13 protein-coding genes are annotated in these 18,358 nt (G+C 67.1%); 2 read left to right on the forward strand and 11 right to left on the reverse strand.

From position 1 onward, the window contains the following. Positions 1-190: 190 nt before the first annotated feature. From QQM37_RS09740 to QQM37_RS09790, 11 genes are read right to left on the reverse strand one after another with little or no spacing between them, the layout of a single operon-like run. Entirely contained in the window at positions 191-2,806 is a 2,616-nt protein-coding gene (locus tag QQM37_RS09740) for an MGH1-like glycoside hydrolase domain-containing protein (RefSeq protein WP_285726969.1), read from the reverse strand. A gap of 52 nt (positions 2,807-2,858) precedes the next feature. After that, a complete protein-coding gene (locus QQM37_RS09745; protein ID WP_285726980.1) occupies positions 2,859-4,529 on the reverse strand; it encodes an ABC transporter ATP-binding protein in 1,671 nt (556 codons plus the stop codon). Next, entirely contained in the window at positions 4,526-5,824 is a 1,299-nt protein-coding gene (locus QQM37_RS09750) for a serine hydrolase domain-containing protein (protein WP_285726982.1), read from the reverse strand. Before QQM37_RS09750 ends, QQM37_RS09745 begins: the two co-directional genes overlap by 4 nt. After that, positions 5,817-6,983 (reverse strand): mandelate racemase/muconate lactonizing enzyme family protein, encoded by a 1,167-nt coding sequence (locus tag QQM37_RS09755; protein WP_285726984.1) that lies wholly within the window; start codon positions 6,981-6,983, stop codon positions 5,817-5,819. The genes QQM37_RS09750 and QQM37_RS09755 overlap by 8 nt, the downstream gene beginning before the upstream one ends. Beyond that, a complete protein-coding gene (locus tag QQM37_RS09760) occupies positions 6,980-8,221 on the reverse strand; it encodes an MFS transporter (protein WP_285726985.1) in 1,242 nt (413 codons plus the stop codon). The genes QQM37_RS09755 and QQM37_RS09760 overlap by 4 nt, the downstream gene beginning before the upstream one ends. Continuing rightward, positions 8,214-8,762 carry a GNAT family N-acetyltransferase gene (locus QQM37_RS09765; RefSeq protein ID WP_285726987.1) on the reverse strand — a complete coding sequence of 183 codons (549 nt, stop codon included), beginning with the start codon at positions 8,760-8,762 and terminating at the stop codon, positions 8,214-8,216. The genes QQM37_RS09760 and QQM37_RS09765 overlap by 8 nt, the downstream gene beginning before the upstream one ends. Further along, positions 8,762-9,931, reverse strand: coding sequence for an anhydro-N-acetylmuramic acid kinase (locus QQM37_RS09770; protein WP_285726989.1), 1,170 nt, complete (start codon positions 9,929-9,931; stop codon positions 8,762-8,764). Before QQM37_RS09770 ends, QQM37_RS09765 begins: the two co-directional genes overlap by 1 nt. A gap of 11 nt (positions 9,932-9,942) precedes the next feature. After that, entirely contained in the window at positions 9,943-10,893 is a 951-nt protein-coding gene (gene murQ / locus QQM37_RS09775) for an N-acetylmuramic acid 6-phosphate etherase (protein ID WP_285726991.1), read from the reverse strand. Then, positions 10,890-11,771 carry an ABC transporter permease gene (locus QQM37_RS09780; protein ID WP_285726993.1) on the reverse strand — a complete coding sequence of 294 codons (882 nt, stop codon included), beginning with the start codon at positions 11,769-11,771 and terminating at the stop codon, positions 10,890-10,892. The genes murQ and QQM37_RS09780 overlap by 4 nt, the downstream gene beginning before the upstream one ends. After that, positions 11,768-12,748 (reverse strand): ABC transporter permease, encoded by a 981-nt coding sequence (locus QQM37_RS09785; RefSeq protein ID WP_285726995.1) that lies wholly within the window; start codon positions 12,746-12,748, stop codon positions 11,768-11,770. Before QQM37_RS09785 ends, QQM37_RS09780 begins: the two co-directional genes overlap by 4 nt. 2 nt (positions 12,749-12,750) lie before the next feature. Then, entirely contained in the window at positions 12,751-14,301 is a 1,551-nt protein-coding gene (locus tag QQM37_RS09790) for an ABC transporter substrate-binding protein (RefSeq protein WP_285726997.1), read from the reverse strand. Between the two features lie 172 nt (positions 14,302-14,473). On the opposite strand from QQM37_RS09790, the gene QQM37_RS09795 reads away from it, so the two are divergent. Together QQM37_RS09795 and QQM37_RS09800 are read left to right on the forward strand one after the other, a co-directional pair. Continuing rightward, positions 14,474-15,409, forward strand: a complete 936-nt coding sequence (locus QQM37_RS09795) for a MurR/RpiR family transcriptional regulator (RefSeq protein WP_285726999.1) — start codon at positions 14,474-14,476, stop codon at positions 15,407-15,409. After that, positions 15,406-18,288: an FAD-binding and (Fe-S)-binding domain-containing protein gene (locus QQM37_RS09800; RefSeq protein ID WP_285727001.1), complete on the forward strand. Its 2,883-nt coding sequence runs from the start codon at positions 15,406-15,408 to the stop codon at positions 18,286-18,288. The genes QQM37_RS09795 and QQM37_RS09800 overlap by 4 nt, the downstream gene beginning before the upstream one ends. Positions 18,289-18,358: the final 70 nt, after the last annotated feature.

Raw genomic sequence — 18,358 nt, forward strand, 5'->3', positions numbered from 1 at the left:
GTCGTGTTCGAAGAGCGTAAATTTGCGGAAGAACCCCCAGATATGGGCAGAACTACCCTGTGGATAACCCTCTACTGGGGCTCAGAGTTATCCACATAGAGGGGTGAGCCGTTTGCCGAACATCGAGTGCCGCGTTATGTGCCGAAAATCGACGAAAAACGGCACACAACGCGGCACTCGATGCGGGAAGTTAGGAGGAGAGCTTCTTCTCGCAGATCAGATGTGCCACCAACGCTGTCCAGCCGGTCTGGTGCGAAGCGCCCAGCCCCACACCGGTATCGCCATTGAAATACTCGCTGAACGTGGGGTGATCCCACAGCGGCCCGGTACCATGGTCGCGCGGTTGACTGGGCCGCCGACCCTGCGCATCGGGGCGGAAAAGTGAGACCAACCGGAACCGCAGCTCCTCGGCAATCTCCTCCAGATCCACCCCGCCCAGACGAACCTGCGAGCCCAGACCCACTGCGTGGGTCCGCAGAGCATCCATCAACAGGAAGTTCACCGGGAACCACAACGGTCCGCGCCAGTTGGAATTGCCGCCGAACAACCCGGAATCAGACTCACCGGGCAGGTACTTCAGGCCCATCTCCCGCCCGGCCAACTGCATGGAGAAGCCGTCCCGGTACGCCGCGGACAAGGAACGGATCCCGTACTCGCCCAGAAACTCGTTCTCGTCCAGCATCCGGCTGACCACCCGGGTCAGCCGGTCGGCATCGAGCACGCTGAGGCCGTACAGCGCCTGATCGGATGCGGAATCGGCAATCAGCGAGGCCGCCAACTCGGGCCGGTGTTTCTGAACCCAGCGCACCCGGGAGACGAATTCCGGCAGCTCCTGCTCCACCCACGCCGGGGAAAACGCCACCGCGATCAGCGGCAGCAGGCCCACCATGGAACGCACCCGCACGGGCTGCGTGCCGCCATCGCCGGCCACCAGCACATCGTAGAAGAAGCCATCCTCCTCATCCCAGAGCTTCACCCCCTCGGAACCGAAACTCTCCATCGCCTGGGAGAGGACCAGGAAGTGCTCCAGAAACTTGGTGGCCATGTCCTGCCAGACGGGGTCCTTGCGGGCCAGTTCCAGGGAAATCCGAAGCATCCGCAGGCAGAAGAACGCCATCCAGCTGGTGGCATCGGACTGCTCCAGACGGTAGCCCTGCGGGACATCCTTGGAGCGGTCGAACAGCGAAATATTGTCCATCCCGAGGAAGCCGCCCTCGAAAAGATTGGAGTTATCCGCATCCTTGCGATTGACCCACCAGGCGAAATTCAGCAGGAGCTTGCTGAACACGCGCTGCAGGAAGGCCAGATCTCGGCTGCCGTCAATCTGATACACCAGCCAGGTTGCCCAGGCCTGCACGGGCGGGTTGACGTCGCCGAAACCCCATTCGTAGGCGGGCAGCTGGCCATCCGGGTGCATGGCCCACTCCCGGCACAACAGCACCAGCTGATTCTTGGCGAAATCAGGGTCAATGTGGGCCAGCGGCACGGTGTGGAAGGCCAGATCCCAGGAGGCGAACCAGGGGTACTCCCACTCGTCCGGCATCGAGATGACCTCGCAGAGATCCACGTTCTTCCAGTCGGAATTGCGCCCGTGCAACCGCGATGCCGGAGGCGATGGCTCAGCCGGATCCCCCTCCAGCCAGTGGCTGACGTTGTAGCGGTACAACTGCTTGCCCCAGAGCAGCCCCGCAAAGGCGCGCCGGGCGGTGAGTGTATCTGCGGCATCGGCCTCCGCCGGAATCACCTCCGCGTAGAACTCCTCTGACTCACGATGCCGGTCCGCCAGTACCGCGTCAAAGTCGGCACCGAAGGGGTGCTGGCTCAGCTCGTCGGCGGTGAAGCGCAGCCGGACGGTCACGCTCTCCCCCGGCCCGACGGCGTCGAAATGGTAGTGGAAGGCCACCTTGGTGCCGGTGTGCTGTGGGTTGAGTCCGCTCTCCTCACCGTGGACGACCGCGGCATTGATCGCATCCTTGGGGTACTCTGCCGTCTCCTCAGCGCCAAACAGTGCCCGGGCATTGGTCTCGTTATCGCAGAACAGGACCCCCGGCGCACCCTCCGCGGCCAGCAGATACGCCCCCAGCGCTCCGTGCACCGCCCGGACGGCGCTCAGATTGGCCTGCTCCAGCTGGGGCGGAAGGATCTGGCTGATGAGAGGCCGCTCCGGATGCCTGCCCCAGGACCAGGTGTTGGTGAACCAGAGCTGCGGCAGCAGATCCAGCGGTGCCGCCTCCGGCCCATTGTTGGTGGCCGTGATGGTCAGGCAGATGTCATCAGGGGAGGCTTTGGCATGGCTGACCACCACATCGAAGAAACGATTCTCCGACAGCACGCCCGTGTCGGAGAGCTCGTATTCGGGCGCGTCCCGGCTGAGCCCGGCGTTGACGTCGCGTAGCTCCTGATAGGGGAAGGCCGCCTGCGGGTAACGGTAGAGCCACTGCGCCCAGGAATGGGTGGGGGTCGCATCGAGCGGCCACCAGTATTCCTTGACATCTTCGCCATGATTGCCCTGCTCATTGGTCAGGCCGAAGAGCCGCTCCTTGAGCCGGTCGTCCTTCCCGTTCCAGAGCGCCACCGACAGGTTGAGGAGTCCGGCGTCATCGCACAGTCCGGCCAGCCCGTCCTCACCCCAACGGTAGGCCCGCTGATGCGCCTGATCAAAGGGCAGGTAATCCCAGGCGTTACCATCCGCGGAGTAGTCCTCGCGCACCGTGCCCCACTGTCGGGCGGACAGGTACGGGCCCCAGCGCCGCCAGGGATCGGACATCTGTTGCGATTCGGCCAGGCGGTTCCGTTCAGCACCCATGGGCTCAGTCTGTCAGCGGGCGATGCCGGACGCCAGCCGCGGGCGGACAGACTCAGACCAGCTGCGCTCCGGGGATCGCAGCGAGCAGCTCGCGGGTGTACGGATCCTCGGGCGAGCTGAACAGCTTCTCCGGCGTGCCGCTCTCCACCACCCGGCCGCGCTGCATCACATGGACCTGATCGGAGATCATCCGGACCACGGCAAGATCGTGGCTGATGAAGAGGTAGCTCAGACCCAGCTGATCCTGAAGATCGCTCAGCAAGTCCAGAATCTGCGCCTGCACCAGCACGTCCAGCGCGGACACCGCCTCATCGAGCACCACCAGTTCCGGGGAGAGCGCCAGCGCCCTCGCAATCGCCACCCGTTGCCGCTGACCTCCGGAGAGCTCATGGGGCAAGCGTTCCGCCATCGTCGCCGGTAAGGACACCTGCTCCAGAAGTTCCGTGACCCTGGCCCGCCCCGAGGCTGCGGTGCCGATTCGGTGCACCCGCAACGGCTCGGTGATCGACTTCTCCACGCTGTAGCGGGGATCGAGGGAGGCATACGGGTTCTGGAACACCGGCTGGATGCGACGGCGCAGCGCAAACAGCTCCCGCCGGGACAGCCCAGCGGTGTCCACGCCGTCAAAAGTGATCCTGCCTGAAGTGGGCTGCTCCAGGCCGAGCAACAGGTTCGCGGTGGTCGACTTCCCGGACCCGGACTCCCCTACCACCGACACCGTCTGGCCGCGCGGAATGCTGAAGGAGACGCCATCGACCGCGACGAACTCGCTCGCGGCGCTACTGCTGGAAGAGCGCAGGGTGAAGACCTTGCGGACATCGCGGAGCTGGACGAGCGGCTCCCCTGCGGGAATAGCAGAAGCTGCTTGAACGTCTACAGATACAACAGGCCGGGAGACCGGCCGGATCCGCACCGTATTGAGGCTGGGGGCGGCAGCCAGCAGCTGCTTCGTGTACTCGTGCGTGGGGTTGCTCAAAATCTCCTTCGCCGCCCCGGATTCGACGATTTCGCCGCGATACATCACCGCCACCGTCGTGGCCCGCTCAGCAGCCAGGCCCAGATCGTGAGTGATCAGGAAGACGCTGGTTCCCAGGGTGCTGGTGAGTTCCTCCAGCTGATCCAGGATCTTCCGCTGCACCGTGACATCCAGGGCGGAGGTCGGCTCATCGGCGATCAGCAGCTTCGGCTCACAGGCCAGACCCATGGCGATGAGCGCGCGCTGGCGCATGCCGCCGGAGAACTCGTGGGGGTACTGACCGACCCGGCGTTCCGGCTCCGGGATGCCGACCAGGCCCAGCAGCTCGACGGTCCGCTTGCGCGCCGCGGCACCGCTGGCTCGGCCATGGACCTCCAGTGCCTCCGCGATCTGGTCCCCAATGCGCATCAGGGGGTTCAGATTGGACATCGGATCCTGCGGCACCAGCCCGATGCCGGCACCGCGCAGCGCGATCATCTCCCGCTCGCTCAGCTGCGCCAGGTCCTGCCCCTCAAAGAGAATCTGGCCGCTGGTGATCCGCCCGCTCTCCGGAAGCAGACGGTTGATGGCCGCCGCGGTGGTGGATTTCCCGGACCCGGATTCGCCCACAATGGCCAGCGTTTCACCCTGGGCAAGTTCCAGGTTGACGCCCCTGACGACGGTATTTTCCGGCGTGTCCCGTCCCCTGCCGTTGCCCCGGAAGGCGATGGAAAGATCACGCACAGACAGTAAGGCTGGGGAGGTCATGGCTGGTCGTCCTTGTTCTGGGATGGGTTCTGGGATGGATGGGTGTCGTGATGACCGGAATGAAGTTCGATGGCGGCAGCCTTCAGGAGTGCCTCCCACAGGGTGGCGGTGGGCATCGGCTGGCCCGCGGTGAGCAGACGATTGCTCACAAGGGCCAGCGCAATATCGCTGCCCGGGATGAACCCCACCGCACAGCCGATGAATCCCGGATGTCCAAGGAGCGTGCGCGGGCCATCCGGCGTATCCAGTTCATAGCGGCGGAATCCCAGGGCCTGCTCGGCATCGGGCCCCGCAGCGAAGAACCCCCGGGCCACCTGGGGATTCCACCAGTCCTCATGGTGTTCGTACTGTGCCAGGGCCAGCCCCCAGCGCAGCATGTCCCCCAGGGTGGAGAACAGCCCGGCGTGGCCGCTGACGCCGCCGAGCGCATGGAAGGCATTGCCGTCACTGACCTGCCCGGTGACCGGCTCCGTCCGCCATCGGGAAAACTCTGCAGTTCCCGGCAGCACCGGGTAGGGCTGACCGGTCGCCACCATGGTCCGTTCAATCCGGTCGTCCCAGGAACTGGTGGCGACGGATCCAGGCACCGGAGTGCCATACCGAGTGAATTCCAGACCCAGGGGTGTGGCCACGAGGTTGTCGAACGCCTGCTCCAGAGGCATCCCAGTGACGGTCTCCACCACCTCGCCCAGCACCATGAAGCCCAGATCGGAGTAGTGCCGTTCCACGCCGGGGGCGTAGCGCAAGGGCATGCTCTCTGCCACGGCGAGCGCCGCTTTCCGGCCGTGTGTGGAGGTATCCACCGTGGCGTAGAGCGGTTGCCATTCCCAGAGGCCGCCCCGGTGCAGCAGAAGATCCTCGATGGTGACCCGATCCGCCCCGACCGAGCTGAAGCCTGGAAGGTAGCGCTGAACGGCATCCTCCAGCCCCACCAGTCCCTGGGAGACGAGGCGCAGGAGCAGGGTGGTGGTGGACATGACTTTGGTGACCGAGGCCAGGTCGTGGCTGGTCCAGGCGGTGAGCGACTCGGCGGCAGATCCGGCTCCGGAGCCCCCAGCCACATTGGCCAGCCCGGCCAGCCCGGCAACACTCGTCACACCGGCCCAACCCGCTGTGGCCAGCAGCGTCGTCCCGCCCGAAGCCAGGGCAAAGCCGACGCCAGAGGGCGGCGTCTCGCCAGAGGACGAAGCCAGGGGGGATCCGATGGCGGGACGGGAGACTGCTCCGTCCGCCAGGCTGAGCGGCCGGGCCGGGACCCAGGCCTCCACGGCCCGTTGCCAGCGTGCATTACCCACGGGGGCTCCTTTCCAGATCGACCGACACCACATCACCGGACTCCACATCACCGGAGGCCAGGCCCAGGATTCCCAGCCCCGGCCGAGCGCTTGGTACCAGTGTGGTCCCTTCGCAGAGCAGCCCGCCGGTCACGGGAGAATTCCACAGCCACGTTGCAGCATCCAGATCCTGAGCCGCTCCGGCGCCTGGCAGCGTCAAGGCTGGCAGCGTCAAGGCCAGCGCCGCCGCAGCAGCGAGTCCCACCGAGCTCTCCAACATCGAGCCCACCATGACGCTCAGACCGTGCTCCGCGGCTACGGTCACCATCCGACGGGCCTCGCTGAGGCCGCCGCTTTTGGCAAGTTTCACGTTGACCAGGTCAACGGCATTGAGCGCTACCAGCCGGTGAATATCCGCTGTAATGCGGACGGACTCATCCGCCATCAGCGGCGTCGAGACCGCCCGCCGAATCTGCGCCAGTTCCTCCAGCTGGGTGGCCGCGACCGGCTGCTCCACGAATTCGAGGCACGCTCCAGCATCCTCCCAGTGCCGGATCGTGGCGATCGCAGTGGCCACGTCCCAGCCCTGGTTGGCGTCGGCGCGCAGGGCGATCCCCTCCCCCAGCGCGGAACGCAGCGCGGGAAGCGCCGCCAGATCGTCGAAGCCCCCACCCACTTTGACCTTGAGGCTGGTGAATCCGTCCGCCACATGGGCCAACGCCTGCTCCACCAGTTCCGCGGTGGGTGCGGCGGAAAGCGTCATATCGGTGCGGAGGGCTTCCGGCGATAGGGCCACGCCAGGGGAAAGGAAAGCCGCCAGGCTCTGCCCCGCCTGTTGCGCGGCCAGATCATGCAGGGCGCAGTCCACGGCGGAGCGGGCGGCGGCGTTTCCCCAGAGAGCACGCACGATGGCGGCATCCACCCGGTCCCAGTCGTCCAGTCCCAGCCCATAGACGGCTTCACTGAGCGGGCCATCGACGGCGGCCCGGACGCTGCCGGCCGACTCGCCAGTGACCCGCCACGAACAGGCGGCCTCACCCCAGCCACTGCGGCCGTCGGCATCGCGCGCCTCCACGAGGCACACCTCCAGTTCGGTGGCCCGACGGACGGCGGTGACAAAGGGTCTGCGCAGGGGCACCCGCACCGTGTGAACCACAAGTTGCTGAACTACGGCGCTCACGAGCCGACCGCCACGGCAGCAGGACGCCACGGCCTGGCAGCAAGCACGCCGAGCAGCGCAGCAGCAGCCGCGATCGCCGCGGTGCTGGCGGCAGCACCGGCCGAGCCATTGCGCAGGCTGGCTGCGAGGGGAATCAGCGAGCCTCCTGCTGCGCCGAGGGCCACCAATGTGGCGGTCAGCGGAACGGCCCGCCGCACGCTGGCCTGTGCCACTGCTGTGCCGAGCAGCAGGGAGTAGCAGGGGCCAGCGGCGAGGACCGCGAGGGCCAGGAACAGCAGCGAAGCGGCAGCAGGCACCCCGCTGGAGAGCGTCACCTGCGCACCAGTCAGCGCTGCCAGCAGCAAGACCGTGCAGATCAGCAGCAGATGCCCGGAGGCCCAGTGCGTGCTGGCCCAGACGCCCAGGGCCCTGCCCGACGTCATCAGCAACCAAAAAGCGCTGGTCCCCAGAGCTGCCACACTGGCCGGAAGTAGCAGGGTGTCCTGCACGATGGCGGCCGACCAACCGGCCAGGATCGATTCCGCGCCGACATAGCAGATTAGCGCGAATGCCAGGGGCAGGAGCCGGGACCACGTTCGGGACCAAGCAGGTTTCGCCGATGATGCCGGCGCGGTAACGGAGGACTCTCCGACAGCCGACGCGGAAGGCTCGCCCACGGCGGCTGACGGCGAACGGAAGCTCACCGCCGCGCCGACCGGGATCAACGCGGCCATCAGGAACGCCAGCCGCACCCAGCCCAAAGCCCCGAGCAGCAGCACGATGATCGGCGTCACAGCCGCCGAGGCCGCCACCCACAGGGTCATCGACGAAAGCGCCCGCGTCGTCTGGCTCCCCGCCGTGGCCCGCAGCATGGCGGTGGCGGTGACCTCCAGCAGTCCGAACCCCAGCCCGATCAGGCCAGCGGCGGTCAGGAAGGCCTCGGGGATCCAGGCCAGGCAGGCCGCCAGCAGGCCGAGCGCCTGAAGAACCGTGGCGATCCGCAGTACGAGCACCGAGGTGAGGTGGCGGTGCAGTACGGGAGCAAGCACAACCCCCAGCAGCAGCCCGGCAAAGAGCACGGAGACGGCGGGCAACACCGCCTCCGTGCCGAGGCCGAGGCTCTCCGCGGTGGCAGGGAGCGCAGCGGGGACGATGGCGGCGCAGACGCCCAGTCCGCAGAACACCCAACGGAAAGGCCGGGGCACCAGTGGTCCGTTGGTGGGGGCTGATCCGGTCCCGGAGCAGAGTGTTTCAGACATGGCCCAGGACCTTGCTCAGATGCAGTTCCGGTTCGCCGAACTGCGGTTCCACGCGCCGCTGCCCGTCCGGCGTCCAGCCCTGCCGGAGGTAGAACCCCAGGCTGGGTGCATTGTCCGCGAAGACCCACAGTCCCGCCCGGTGCGCACCGAGCTCCAGCAGCCGTTCGCCGGCCGCGCGCAGAAGCTGGCCTCCCACGCCACCACCCTGGGCCGCAGGGTCCACGTAGAGCGAGTCGATCTGAGCGGCATCGTCCGCATCCCCGTCCGAGGAGAAGCTCCCGTTCAGCGAGAACCGACAGACGCCCAGCACCCACTCGGTCTCAGACGAACACCCGGAAGCACACGCCAGCAGCACCCGCTCAGGACAACGCGAGAGCGCCTCCGCCCACCACCCCCTGGCGGTCTCCTCGGAGAGCGAGTCGATCAGGATACGAGGCAGCACCGAGGCGTAACTTCCCTGCCAGCAGGCCAGGAAGATCTCTACCACCCGGTCCAGATCTGCTTCGGTGGAGGTGCGAATGCTCAGCGTCTGCACGGACACTACCCCGCCACGGAGGAGTGCAACACCAGGCCCTCGGGCGCCTGGGTCAGCGGTTCGGGCAGCCGCAGCGGGCCGGCCCCGGGAGTCAGTGTGCCCAGAATCCGGGGTTCGCGGGCTCCGGTGCCGCTGGGCAGCGCGCCGGGAAGACCGTGCCAGCTCAGCCAGCCGATCAGCGCGAAGGCGATCGCCTCTTTACCGTCCGTGGAAGCACCCAGTTCATCGGAGGGAACCACCCGGACGCCGGGCAGCCCAGCCCGCAGCTGCTCCATCAGTACCGGGTTGCGGTAGCCGCCACCGGAAACCAGCAGGGTGTCCACCGCTGCCGCCCGGACGTCGCGGGCCACCGACTGCGCAGTGAACGCCGTCAGCGTCGCCACCAGGTCTTCGGTGCTCAGGCTCAGGTCAAGCCGCGCCAGCGCCTCCTCCACATAGCGTCCGTGGAAGTGCTCCTTGCCCGTGCTCTTGGGCGTGGGCAGGCTGAAGTAGGGGTCTGCGAGCAGCCCGGCCAGCAGCCCCGCGTGCACGGCACCCCGGCGGGCCACCTCGCCATCGGCGTCAAAACCGAGGTCATTGGCACCACTGGCCACCATGACGGCATCAATGAGCGCGTTGGCGGGCCCGATGTCGTACGCCACCACATCGGTGGCGCTGCGGACCACGGTCATATTGGCGATGCCGCCCAGGTTCAGGGCCGCGGTGCGGCCGGGCAGTGCAGCCAGCAACAGGGCATCCATCACGGAGACCAGCGGCGCCCCATGCCCGCCAGCGGTGATGTCCCGGATCCGCACATCGGAGAGCACCGGGCTGCCGGTCTTCTCCGCGATCCAGGCAGGCTGGCCGATCTGCAGGGTGCCCAGAGCGTGATCGTCCCGCACCCAGTGATAGACCGTCTGCCCGTGGGAGACCACCAGGTCCACCGGCCCGCTCTGGCGCAGGGCGGCATCGGCCGCGTCCGCGAAGGCCTGGCCGATCAGCGTATCCAGCTCGCAGATCTCAGCGAGTGTAGTCTGCGCCGGGGGCAGTGCTGCGGCCAGCCGGGCGCGCAGTTCCGGCGGGTAGCCGGGGCTGGAAAGGTGCAGGACCTCGGCCTCGAGCTGCCCCACCGGGTTGACCGAGGCGAAATCCACCACGGCCACGTCGATGCCGTCATGCGAGGTGCCGGAGATCATGCCCATGATCCTCATGAGGTGCTCTCCCCGACATCGGGATCCACATCTTCACCCAGCGCGCGCCGCAACCGGCCGCCCGCCCGGGCCATCAGCGTCTCCGTCTCCCCGGCGTCCACGCCGAGTCGAATCTGCACCACAGCCCGTTTGACCGAGAAGTCATTGGCTTCCAGCGCAGCGATTCCCTGCTCGCGGGAGACTCCCGTGATGGTGCAGACAATGCGGGCAGCCCGCTCCACCAGTTTCAGGTTGGTGGCTTTGACGTCCACCATGAGGTTCCCGTAAGTCTTGCCGAGGCGCACCATCACGATGGTGGAGAACATGTTCAGCACCAGTTTCTGTGCGGTGCCGGCCTTCAGTCGGGTGGAGCCGCTGACCACCTCCGGCCCCACCACCACCTCAATGGGATATTCGGCGGAGGCGCTCAGTGCGGAGCCCGGATTGCAGGAGAGCCCGACGGCGGCCGCCCCCAATTCGCGGGCCCGGCTCACCGCCGCCACCACAAAGGGGGTGCGTCCGCTGGCGGCGATCCCCACCACGGTGTCCAGCGGGCCGACGCCGGCCGCATCGATCTCCGCCGCCCCGGCCAGGGCGTCATCCTCCGCGCCCTCAATCGGGGTGACGAAGGCATCCGTGCCGCCGGCCATAATGGCGAACACCGTCTCCGGTGAGGTGCCGTAGGTGGGCGGGCATTCCGAGGCATCCAGAATCCCGATCCGCCCGGGGCTGCCTGCACCCACGTAGATCAGCCGGCCGCCGCGTTCCATCCGCTCTGCCGCCGCCTCAATCGCGGGGACAATGCTCGGTAGCGCACGCTCCACGGCAGCCGGGACGGAAGCGTCCGCCTGGTTCATGGTCGCTGCGAGTTCCGCCACGCTCATCCGGTCGATCCCGGAGTAGCGATCGTCCGCTGCCTCGGTGGACAGTCCGGTCAGCGTCGTGATCTCTTCAGAACTCAGGCTCATGCTTTTCCTCGATTTCGTGGGTCCAGTACATCGCGCAGGCCGTCGCCCAACAGGTTCAGTGCCACCACTAACAACACCACAACCACCCCGGGGGCCACCATGGTCCACGGTGCGATCTGCAGCAGAGTCCGCGCATCGAAAATCATGGCACCGAGCGATGGCGCCGGAGGTGGCGCGCCCAGCCCCAGGAAGCTCAGCGAGGCCTCGGTCAGAATCGCCCAGGAGAGCGAGAGGGTGACCTGGACGATGATGATCGAGGTGATGTTGGGCAGCACATGGCGGAACATGATGGACGCCCGGGAGGCGCCCGTGGTGACCGCCGCCTTGACGAAGTCGATTTCCCGCAGCGACAGGACCGGCCCCCGGGTCACCCGGATGAAGATCGGCACGTAGACCACGGCAATCGCCACCGCGATGGTGAACCAGTTTCTGTCGAAGACCGAGGCGAGCGCGAGTGCCAGTAGCAGCGGTGGGAAGGCAAAGAGCACATTGGTGACCGCGCTGATCACCGCGTCCGGGATGCCGCGGATGAACCCGGCCGCCACCCCGCCGAGCGTGCCCACCACGGTGGCGAAGGCCACTGCGACGATCGCGATCAGCGCCGAATTGGCGATGCCGGCCGCCACTCGGGAGAAGACGTCCCGGCCAAACTGGTCGGTGCCGAACCAGTGCGCCCCGGAGGGGCCCTGCAGCCGCGCCGGTGCGTTCTGCGCCACCGGGTCATAGGGCAGCCAGCCACACGCCGACAGCAGGGCGGCCACGCCCAGAATCACCACGATGACGAGTCCGATGACGCCGCTCGGGTTCCGCAGCAGGGCCCGCCAGCGTACGCCCCCCTGGGCCGCACCGGGAAGAACGGTGAGGGCTTCGGTGCTCATCGGGCACGCACCCGCGGGTCGATGGCACGGTAGAGCAGATCGGTGAGCAGATTGACCACCACAAAGGCCAGCGCGATCACCAGCACGGTGCTTTGCACGAGGGCGTACTCCTTCTGTTGGATGCCCAGCAGGACCTGGCGGCCGATGCCGGGAATCGAGAAGATCTGTTCCACGACCACGGCACCTCCCAGCAGGTAGCCGAACTGGAGGCCGGTCATCGTGACGATGGGCACCAGCGCGTTGCCCAGGACGTGTCTGACCGCCAGTCTGCGCGGCGGCACACCCTTGGCCCGGGCGGTGCGGACAAAGTCCTGCGAACGGACCTCCAGGACGGCAGTAGTGGTGGTGCGCATGATGGGCGCGGCGATGCCGAATCCGAGCACCAGGGCGGGCATGAGCAGCTGCTGGAGGTTCAGCCCCGGGTCCACCCAGAGAGCGGCGAAGGGTTTGCCGTTCGGGTTGAAGCCCCAGTTCGATGCGGACAGGGACAACATGCTGGTGGCCAGCAGGAAGGCCGGAACGGACAACCCGGCCAGGCCGACCACCTTGCTCAGCACCGCGCCGACCCCCTGCCTGGCGGAGGCAGAGAGCATGCCGAGCGGAATGCCGATGGCCAGGGCCAGCAGGATCGAAAAGATCGCCAGCTCTGCCGTGACCGGCAGCGCTTTGGCGGTCAGATCCAGCACGCTGTCCTGGTTCCGTGCGGAGTACCCGAGGTTGCCGGTGAAGAGGTTGCCCAGCCAGGAGAAGAACTGGACCACCAGCGGCTGGTCCAGTCCGTAGTAGCGCTTGAGCGCCTCCTGCTGGGCGGGAGTGAGTGCCGCAGCCTCGGTACCCAGCCCTGCGGTGATCTGGTTGCCGGGGATGGCGCGGAGCATGATGAAGACGATGATCGCCACGCCCAGCAGGGTCAGCACGGCGCCGCCGATTTTCCGGACGGCGCCGTTACTGCGTACGAAGTTGACTACGGCGCTCACTGTTACTTGGTCACCGAGGTGGTCCGCAGGAACTGCAGGGACTGGTTCGCCATCGGGACGAAGCCGTGGACCGAGCTCAGGGTGGCTGTGTAGGTGTAGCTGGAGAACAGCCAGATCCATGCCGCGTTGTTCTCCAGATTGTCGGAGACCTTCTTGTAGATGTCCTTGCGAGCAGCCACATCGGTGGTCGCCTTGCCCTGCGCGAAGAGGGCGTCGAGTTCCGGTGAGCTGTAACCCGCCACCTTATTGAGGTTGCCGGTGCTGGTGAAGTAGCGCCCGTACATGCCGTCCGGGTCCGGGCGCCCACCGTTGAGCGCGACGGCGGCATCGAAGTCGGCGGCCACCCAGCGGTTGACGTAGGTGCCGGATTCGAGCACCTCCAGGTTCAGGGTGATATGGGCCTCGGCAAGCTGGCTCTTGAGGTTCTGAGCTTCATTGACCGAGGTGGCGTATTCCCCCTGGGAGACGATGGTCTTCAGGGTGACGGAGGTCTTACCGGCCTTCTTCAGGTAGTCGGCGGCCTTGGCCAGGTCCCGGGTGGGACAGGGCCGGGAGTTGGGATCCGAGAGGTAGGCCGGGGAGGTGATCGGCCCGACGACGGAGCCTTCACCCAGTGCCGCAGTGTCCAGGACCTGCTTACGGTCGATGGCGCACTGGATGGCGAGCCGGACGTTCACATCCGTCAGATCACCCTTCTTCGCGTTCAGCTGCAGCGTGTGGTAGCTCAGCTGCGGGGTCTTCGCCACCGTGACATTGGGGCCTTCCGCAGTCTTGGCCACCAGCGGATCATCGAAGGTGGCCATCTGCACATTGCCGGACTGCATGGCGGAGACGATCGAGTTCTGATCGGGGATGACGCGGAATTCCACGCTGTCCAGGCCGGGTTTGGCGCCCCAGTAGCTGGCGTTGCGGACCAGGCTCAGCGACTGGCTGGGCACCCGGGCCTTGAAGGAGTACGGGCCGGTGCCATTGGGCTTATCGGTGAGCGTGGCATCGGTATCAGCGGCGGAAAGGATCGCCATGTTCACCGAGGCCAGGTTGGCCGGCAGCGATGCGTCCGGGGCCTTGAGATGCAGCACCACGGTCTTGGCATCCGGCGCGTCCATGGACGCTACCGAGGAAAGCGAGGTGCGGGCGACGGCGGCCGTGGCCTCCAACTGGATCTTGCCCAACGAGGAGGTGACATCGGCGGAGGTGAACGGGGCGCCATTGGCGAAGGTCACTCCGGAGCGGAGAGAGAAGGTGACGGTCTTGCCGTCATCGGAGGTCTTCCAGGACTCGGCCAGACCGGGGACCACATTGAGGTCCTTATCGAATTCGGTCAGCGTGCCGTAAATGTTCTGGAGGATGTTGATCGCCTGGAACTGGGTGGCTTTCCAGGGCAGCAGGGTGTTCGGGTCTGCGGTGACGCCGACCACCAGGTCGCCTCCCACCGTCGCGGTGGTGGCGGGCGCTGGGGTGGAGCCGCCGCAGGCCGTGAGTGCGAGTGAAGCGGCGACAGCAATGCTGACGGCCGCCACAGCCACCCGGGTGACGCGGGATCGTGGTGACATGGGTTTCTCCTTGCGAGTGGGCGGTGACGCTCTGAGCCGCGATGGCAACCACCCGTCCCCGGAGCATCTGCGATCAAGGCTAGGTCATAAAAGTACACCGCAGGTTTCCTTTGTGTAACTAATTTCCGGAATGTGACGCCGGACTCACCGGAGCACGCGCTACTCTGACTGAGTGACCAACGGTTCTGAGCCTGAAAGCCCCGGGCAGACCCCTGAGCGGGACGCCCGCACCATCCTGGTGCGCATCCGGGCCGCCGTACCCAGCCTGCGCCCCTCGGAACAGCGGATCGCCCAGCTTCTGCTGGACAATCCAGCGGGAAATGCCAACCTCTCGGTCGCGGAACTGGCCGCCCGCTGCTCCACCTCCACCACTTCGGTGGTGCGCTTCTACCAGCGCATGGGCTACGCGCACTATAAGGATCTGCGGCTGGACCTGACCCGGGAGGCCACCCGGGAGCACCTCGCCTCGCCGGTGGACGCACCGGTCACTGGCGACATCGACCGCAATGACACCCTCGATGAGGTGATCGCCAAAATCGCCCACAACGAGACGGTATCCCTGGTGGATACCGCCAAGGTGCTCGACCGGGAGGCCCTGGCCCGGGCCATCGAGCTGATCGGCCGCTCCCGCCGACTCGACTGCTTCGGAGTGGGCGCAAGCTCCTTTGTGGGTCTGGATCTGCAACAGAAACTGATCCGGATCGGGCGCACGGCCCTGCACTGGCCCGATGCCCACTCGGCCCGGACCTCCGCCGCCACGCTCGACGCCGACTGCGTCGCCCTGGGCATTTCACACAGCGGCACCACCGCGGACGTGATCGAGTTCCTGGAAGTCGCCCGCCAGGCCGGAGCCGCCACCATCGCCCTGACCAACTTCGACTCCTCGCCGCTGGCCCAGGCGGCCGACATCGTGCTCACCACGGCCGCCCGGGAGAGCGGCTTCCGCTCCGGCGCTTTCGGGAGCCGCATCGCACAGCTGATGGTGGTGGACTGTCTGCTGGTGGGGGTGGCACAGGCCAATTACGAGAACACGATGAGCGCGCTCTGGAGCACCTACGTCGCGGTGCATCACCACACCCCTGACACCTCCGGGAAGGCCTCCTCATGAATGCGCCTGTTTCTGCTCCAGCCCACTCCGCTCCAGCCCACTCCGTTCAGGCCCACTCCGTTCAGGCCCTTTCTGCCAGGGCCATCGACCGGCATGCTGCCGCCCACGACGCCTCGCACTACCTGCTGATCCCGCAGGCCGTGGCCACTCCCGGCAGCGTGCAGGAGATCGTGGATCTGCTGGCCCGGGCGTCCGATGACGGCCTGCCGCTGACCTTCCGCTCGGGTGGCACCAGCCTGAGCGGCCAGGGCGTGACGGATGGCCTGCTGGCCGACACCCGGCGGAATTTCCGCGGGATCACGGTGCTCGACGACGGCGCACGGGTCCGCGTCCAGCCCGGCGCCACGGTGCGTTCGGTCAATGCCCAGCTGGCCCGCCACGGGCGCAAACTCGGGCCCGACCCCGCCAGCGAAGTGGCCTGCACCATCGGCGGCGTCGTGGCCAACAACTCCTCCGGCATGGCCTGCGGAACCGAGCAGAACACCTACCGGACGGTGGAATCCCTGGTGGTGGTGCTGCCCAGCGGCACCGTGCTGGATACTTCAGCGGAGGATGCCGACGCCCAGCTGCGCGACCGCGAACCGGCACTCTACGCCGGGCTGGTGGAACTGCGCGAGCGCGTCCGTGCCAACCCGGAGTCTCTGGCCCGGATCGCTGCGCTCTTCTCGCTCAAGAACACCATGGGCTACGGCGTGAACTCGCTGGTGGATTTCACCGAGCCGGTGAAGATCCTGGAGCACCTGATGGTGGGCAGTGAGGGAACGCTGGGCTTCATCGCCTCCGCCACCTTCCGCACCGTCCCGCTCTACACCGCCACGGTCACCGGCCTGGCGATGTTCCCCGATCTGGCCGCGGCGACGGCAGCACTGCCCGCCCTGGTTGCCACCGCCCCGGCGACCATCGAGCTGATGGACGCCACCTCGCTGAAAGTGGCCCAGACGCTACCGGACTGCCCGGCCGATCTGGCAGCGATCAGTATCGTGAGCCAGGCGGCTCTGCTGATTGAATACGCCGCCTCCACGGCGGAGAAGGCCACCGCCCTGGTCAGCGAGGCGCGGCCCGTTCTGGATGCGCTGGAGCTGGATGTTCCGTTGGCCATGACCTCGGATCCGGGCGAACGCGCGGCGCTCTGGCATCTGCGCAAGGGCCTGTACACGGCAGTGGCTGGCGCCCGGGCCTCCGGAACCACAGCACTGCTGGAGGATGTGGTGGTCCCGGTGGCCGCGCTGGGTGAGACCTGCGAGCGGCTGATTGAGCTGTTCGACAAGCACGGCTATAAGAACAGCGTGATCTTTGGCCATGCCAAGGACGGCAACATCCACTTCATGCTCTCGGAACGCTTCGATTCGGAGCAGAACACGGACCGCTACCGGCGCTTCACCGATGACATGGTGGAGCTGATCCTCTCCCGGGGCGGATCGCTGAAGGCCGAGCACGGTACCGGACGCATCATGGCGCCCTTTGTCCGCCGTCAGTACGGCGATGAGCTGTACGCCGTGATGTGCCGGATCAAGGAACTCTTTGACCCGGCGGGGCTACTCAACCCCGGGGTGCTGCTCTCCGATGATCCCGAGTCGTACCTGCACCATGTGAAAACCGCGGAGACGGTGGAGTCGGAGGTGGATCGCTGCGTCGAGTGTGGCTACTGCGAGCCCGCCTGCCCCTCCAAGGACGTGACACTCACGCCCCGGCAACGGATTGTACTGCGGCGGGATATCCGGGCCGCAGAGCAGGCCGGGGACACGGAGCTGGCCGGGGAACTGCGGCGGGATTACGAGTACGAAGGCGTGCAGACCTGCGCGGTGGACGGCATGTGCCAGGGGTCCTGCCCGGTCGGGATCAATACCGGGGACCTGGTACGTCGGCTGCGCGCGGAGCAGGCTGGGCCCCTGGCCGGGGCGGCGTGGAAGGTGGCCGCAGGCCACTGGGGAGCGGTCTCGGAGCTCGGCGGGGTGGCCCTGAGCGTGGCGGAGGCGCTGCCCGCGCCGCTGGTGAGGGGCGTGACGACGCTGGGGCGCGGCATCGTGAGCAAGGACCTGCTCCCCGAGTACCATGCCGCCCTGCCCGGCGGCGGACAGCCTCGCCGTTCGTTCTCCTCGTCTGCTGCCGTCGAGGCTTCTTCTGCTTCTGAGCCTGCAGCGGTGTTCTTCCCGGCCTGCATCGGCACCATGTTCGGGCCGGAAGCCTCTCCCTCCGGAGAACCCGGTCTGGGCGCGGGCGCAGCTTTCCTGGCCCTCTGCGAACGGGCCGGGGTCCCGGTGCGGGTGGCCGATCGTACGGCGGATTTCTGCTGCGGGACACCCTGGAAGTCCAAGGGATTCCTGGACGGGTACCAGCGGATGACCGCGTTGGTGCTGCCTGCACTGCTGGCCGCCACGGAGGTTCCGGGGAGTTCTGAACGGCTTCCGGTGATCTGCGATGCCGCCTCCTGCACCGAGGGGCTGGAGACCATGCAGGCGGTGGCCGCCCGCGCGGGAGGCGAGTTCAGCCAGCTACAGTTTGTGGACGCAGTGACCTTTGTCCGCGAGCGGGTGCTCCCCGGGCTGACCGTTCACCGCACGCTGGATTCCGTGGCACTGCATCCCACCTGCTCCTCCACCCAGCTGGGCACCACTGGCGATCTGTCCGCGCTGGCGGCTGCGGTAGCCGGGGAGGTCTACACCCCGCTGGACTGGGGGTGCTGCGCATTCGCCGGGGACCGTGGGCTGCTCCACCCGGAGCTGACCGCCTCCGCGACGGAGCGTGAGGCTGCGGAGATCGGCGCCCGGGAGTTCACTGCCTATGCCTCGACCAATCGCACCTGCGAGCTGGGGATGAGCCGGGCCACCGGCAAGCCCTACCGGCACATTCTGGAGCTGCTCGAAGAAGCCACCCGCTGACGTCATCGTCCGCTTCCCCTCCTCCTTTCCTTCCCTTCTACGCTGTTGGGAAGGGAACGGAGGGCAACGA

This window comes from Psychromicrobium xiongbiense, from assembly GCF_030271165.1.
Lineage (GTDB): Bacteria > Actinomycetota > Actinomycetes > Actinomycetales > Micrococcaceae > Renibacterium > Renibacterium xiongbiense.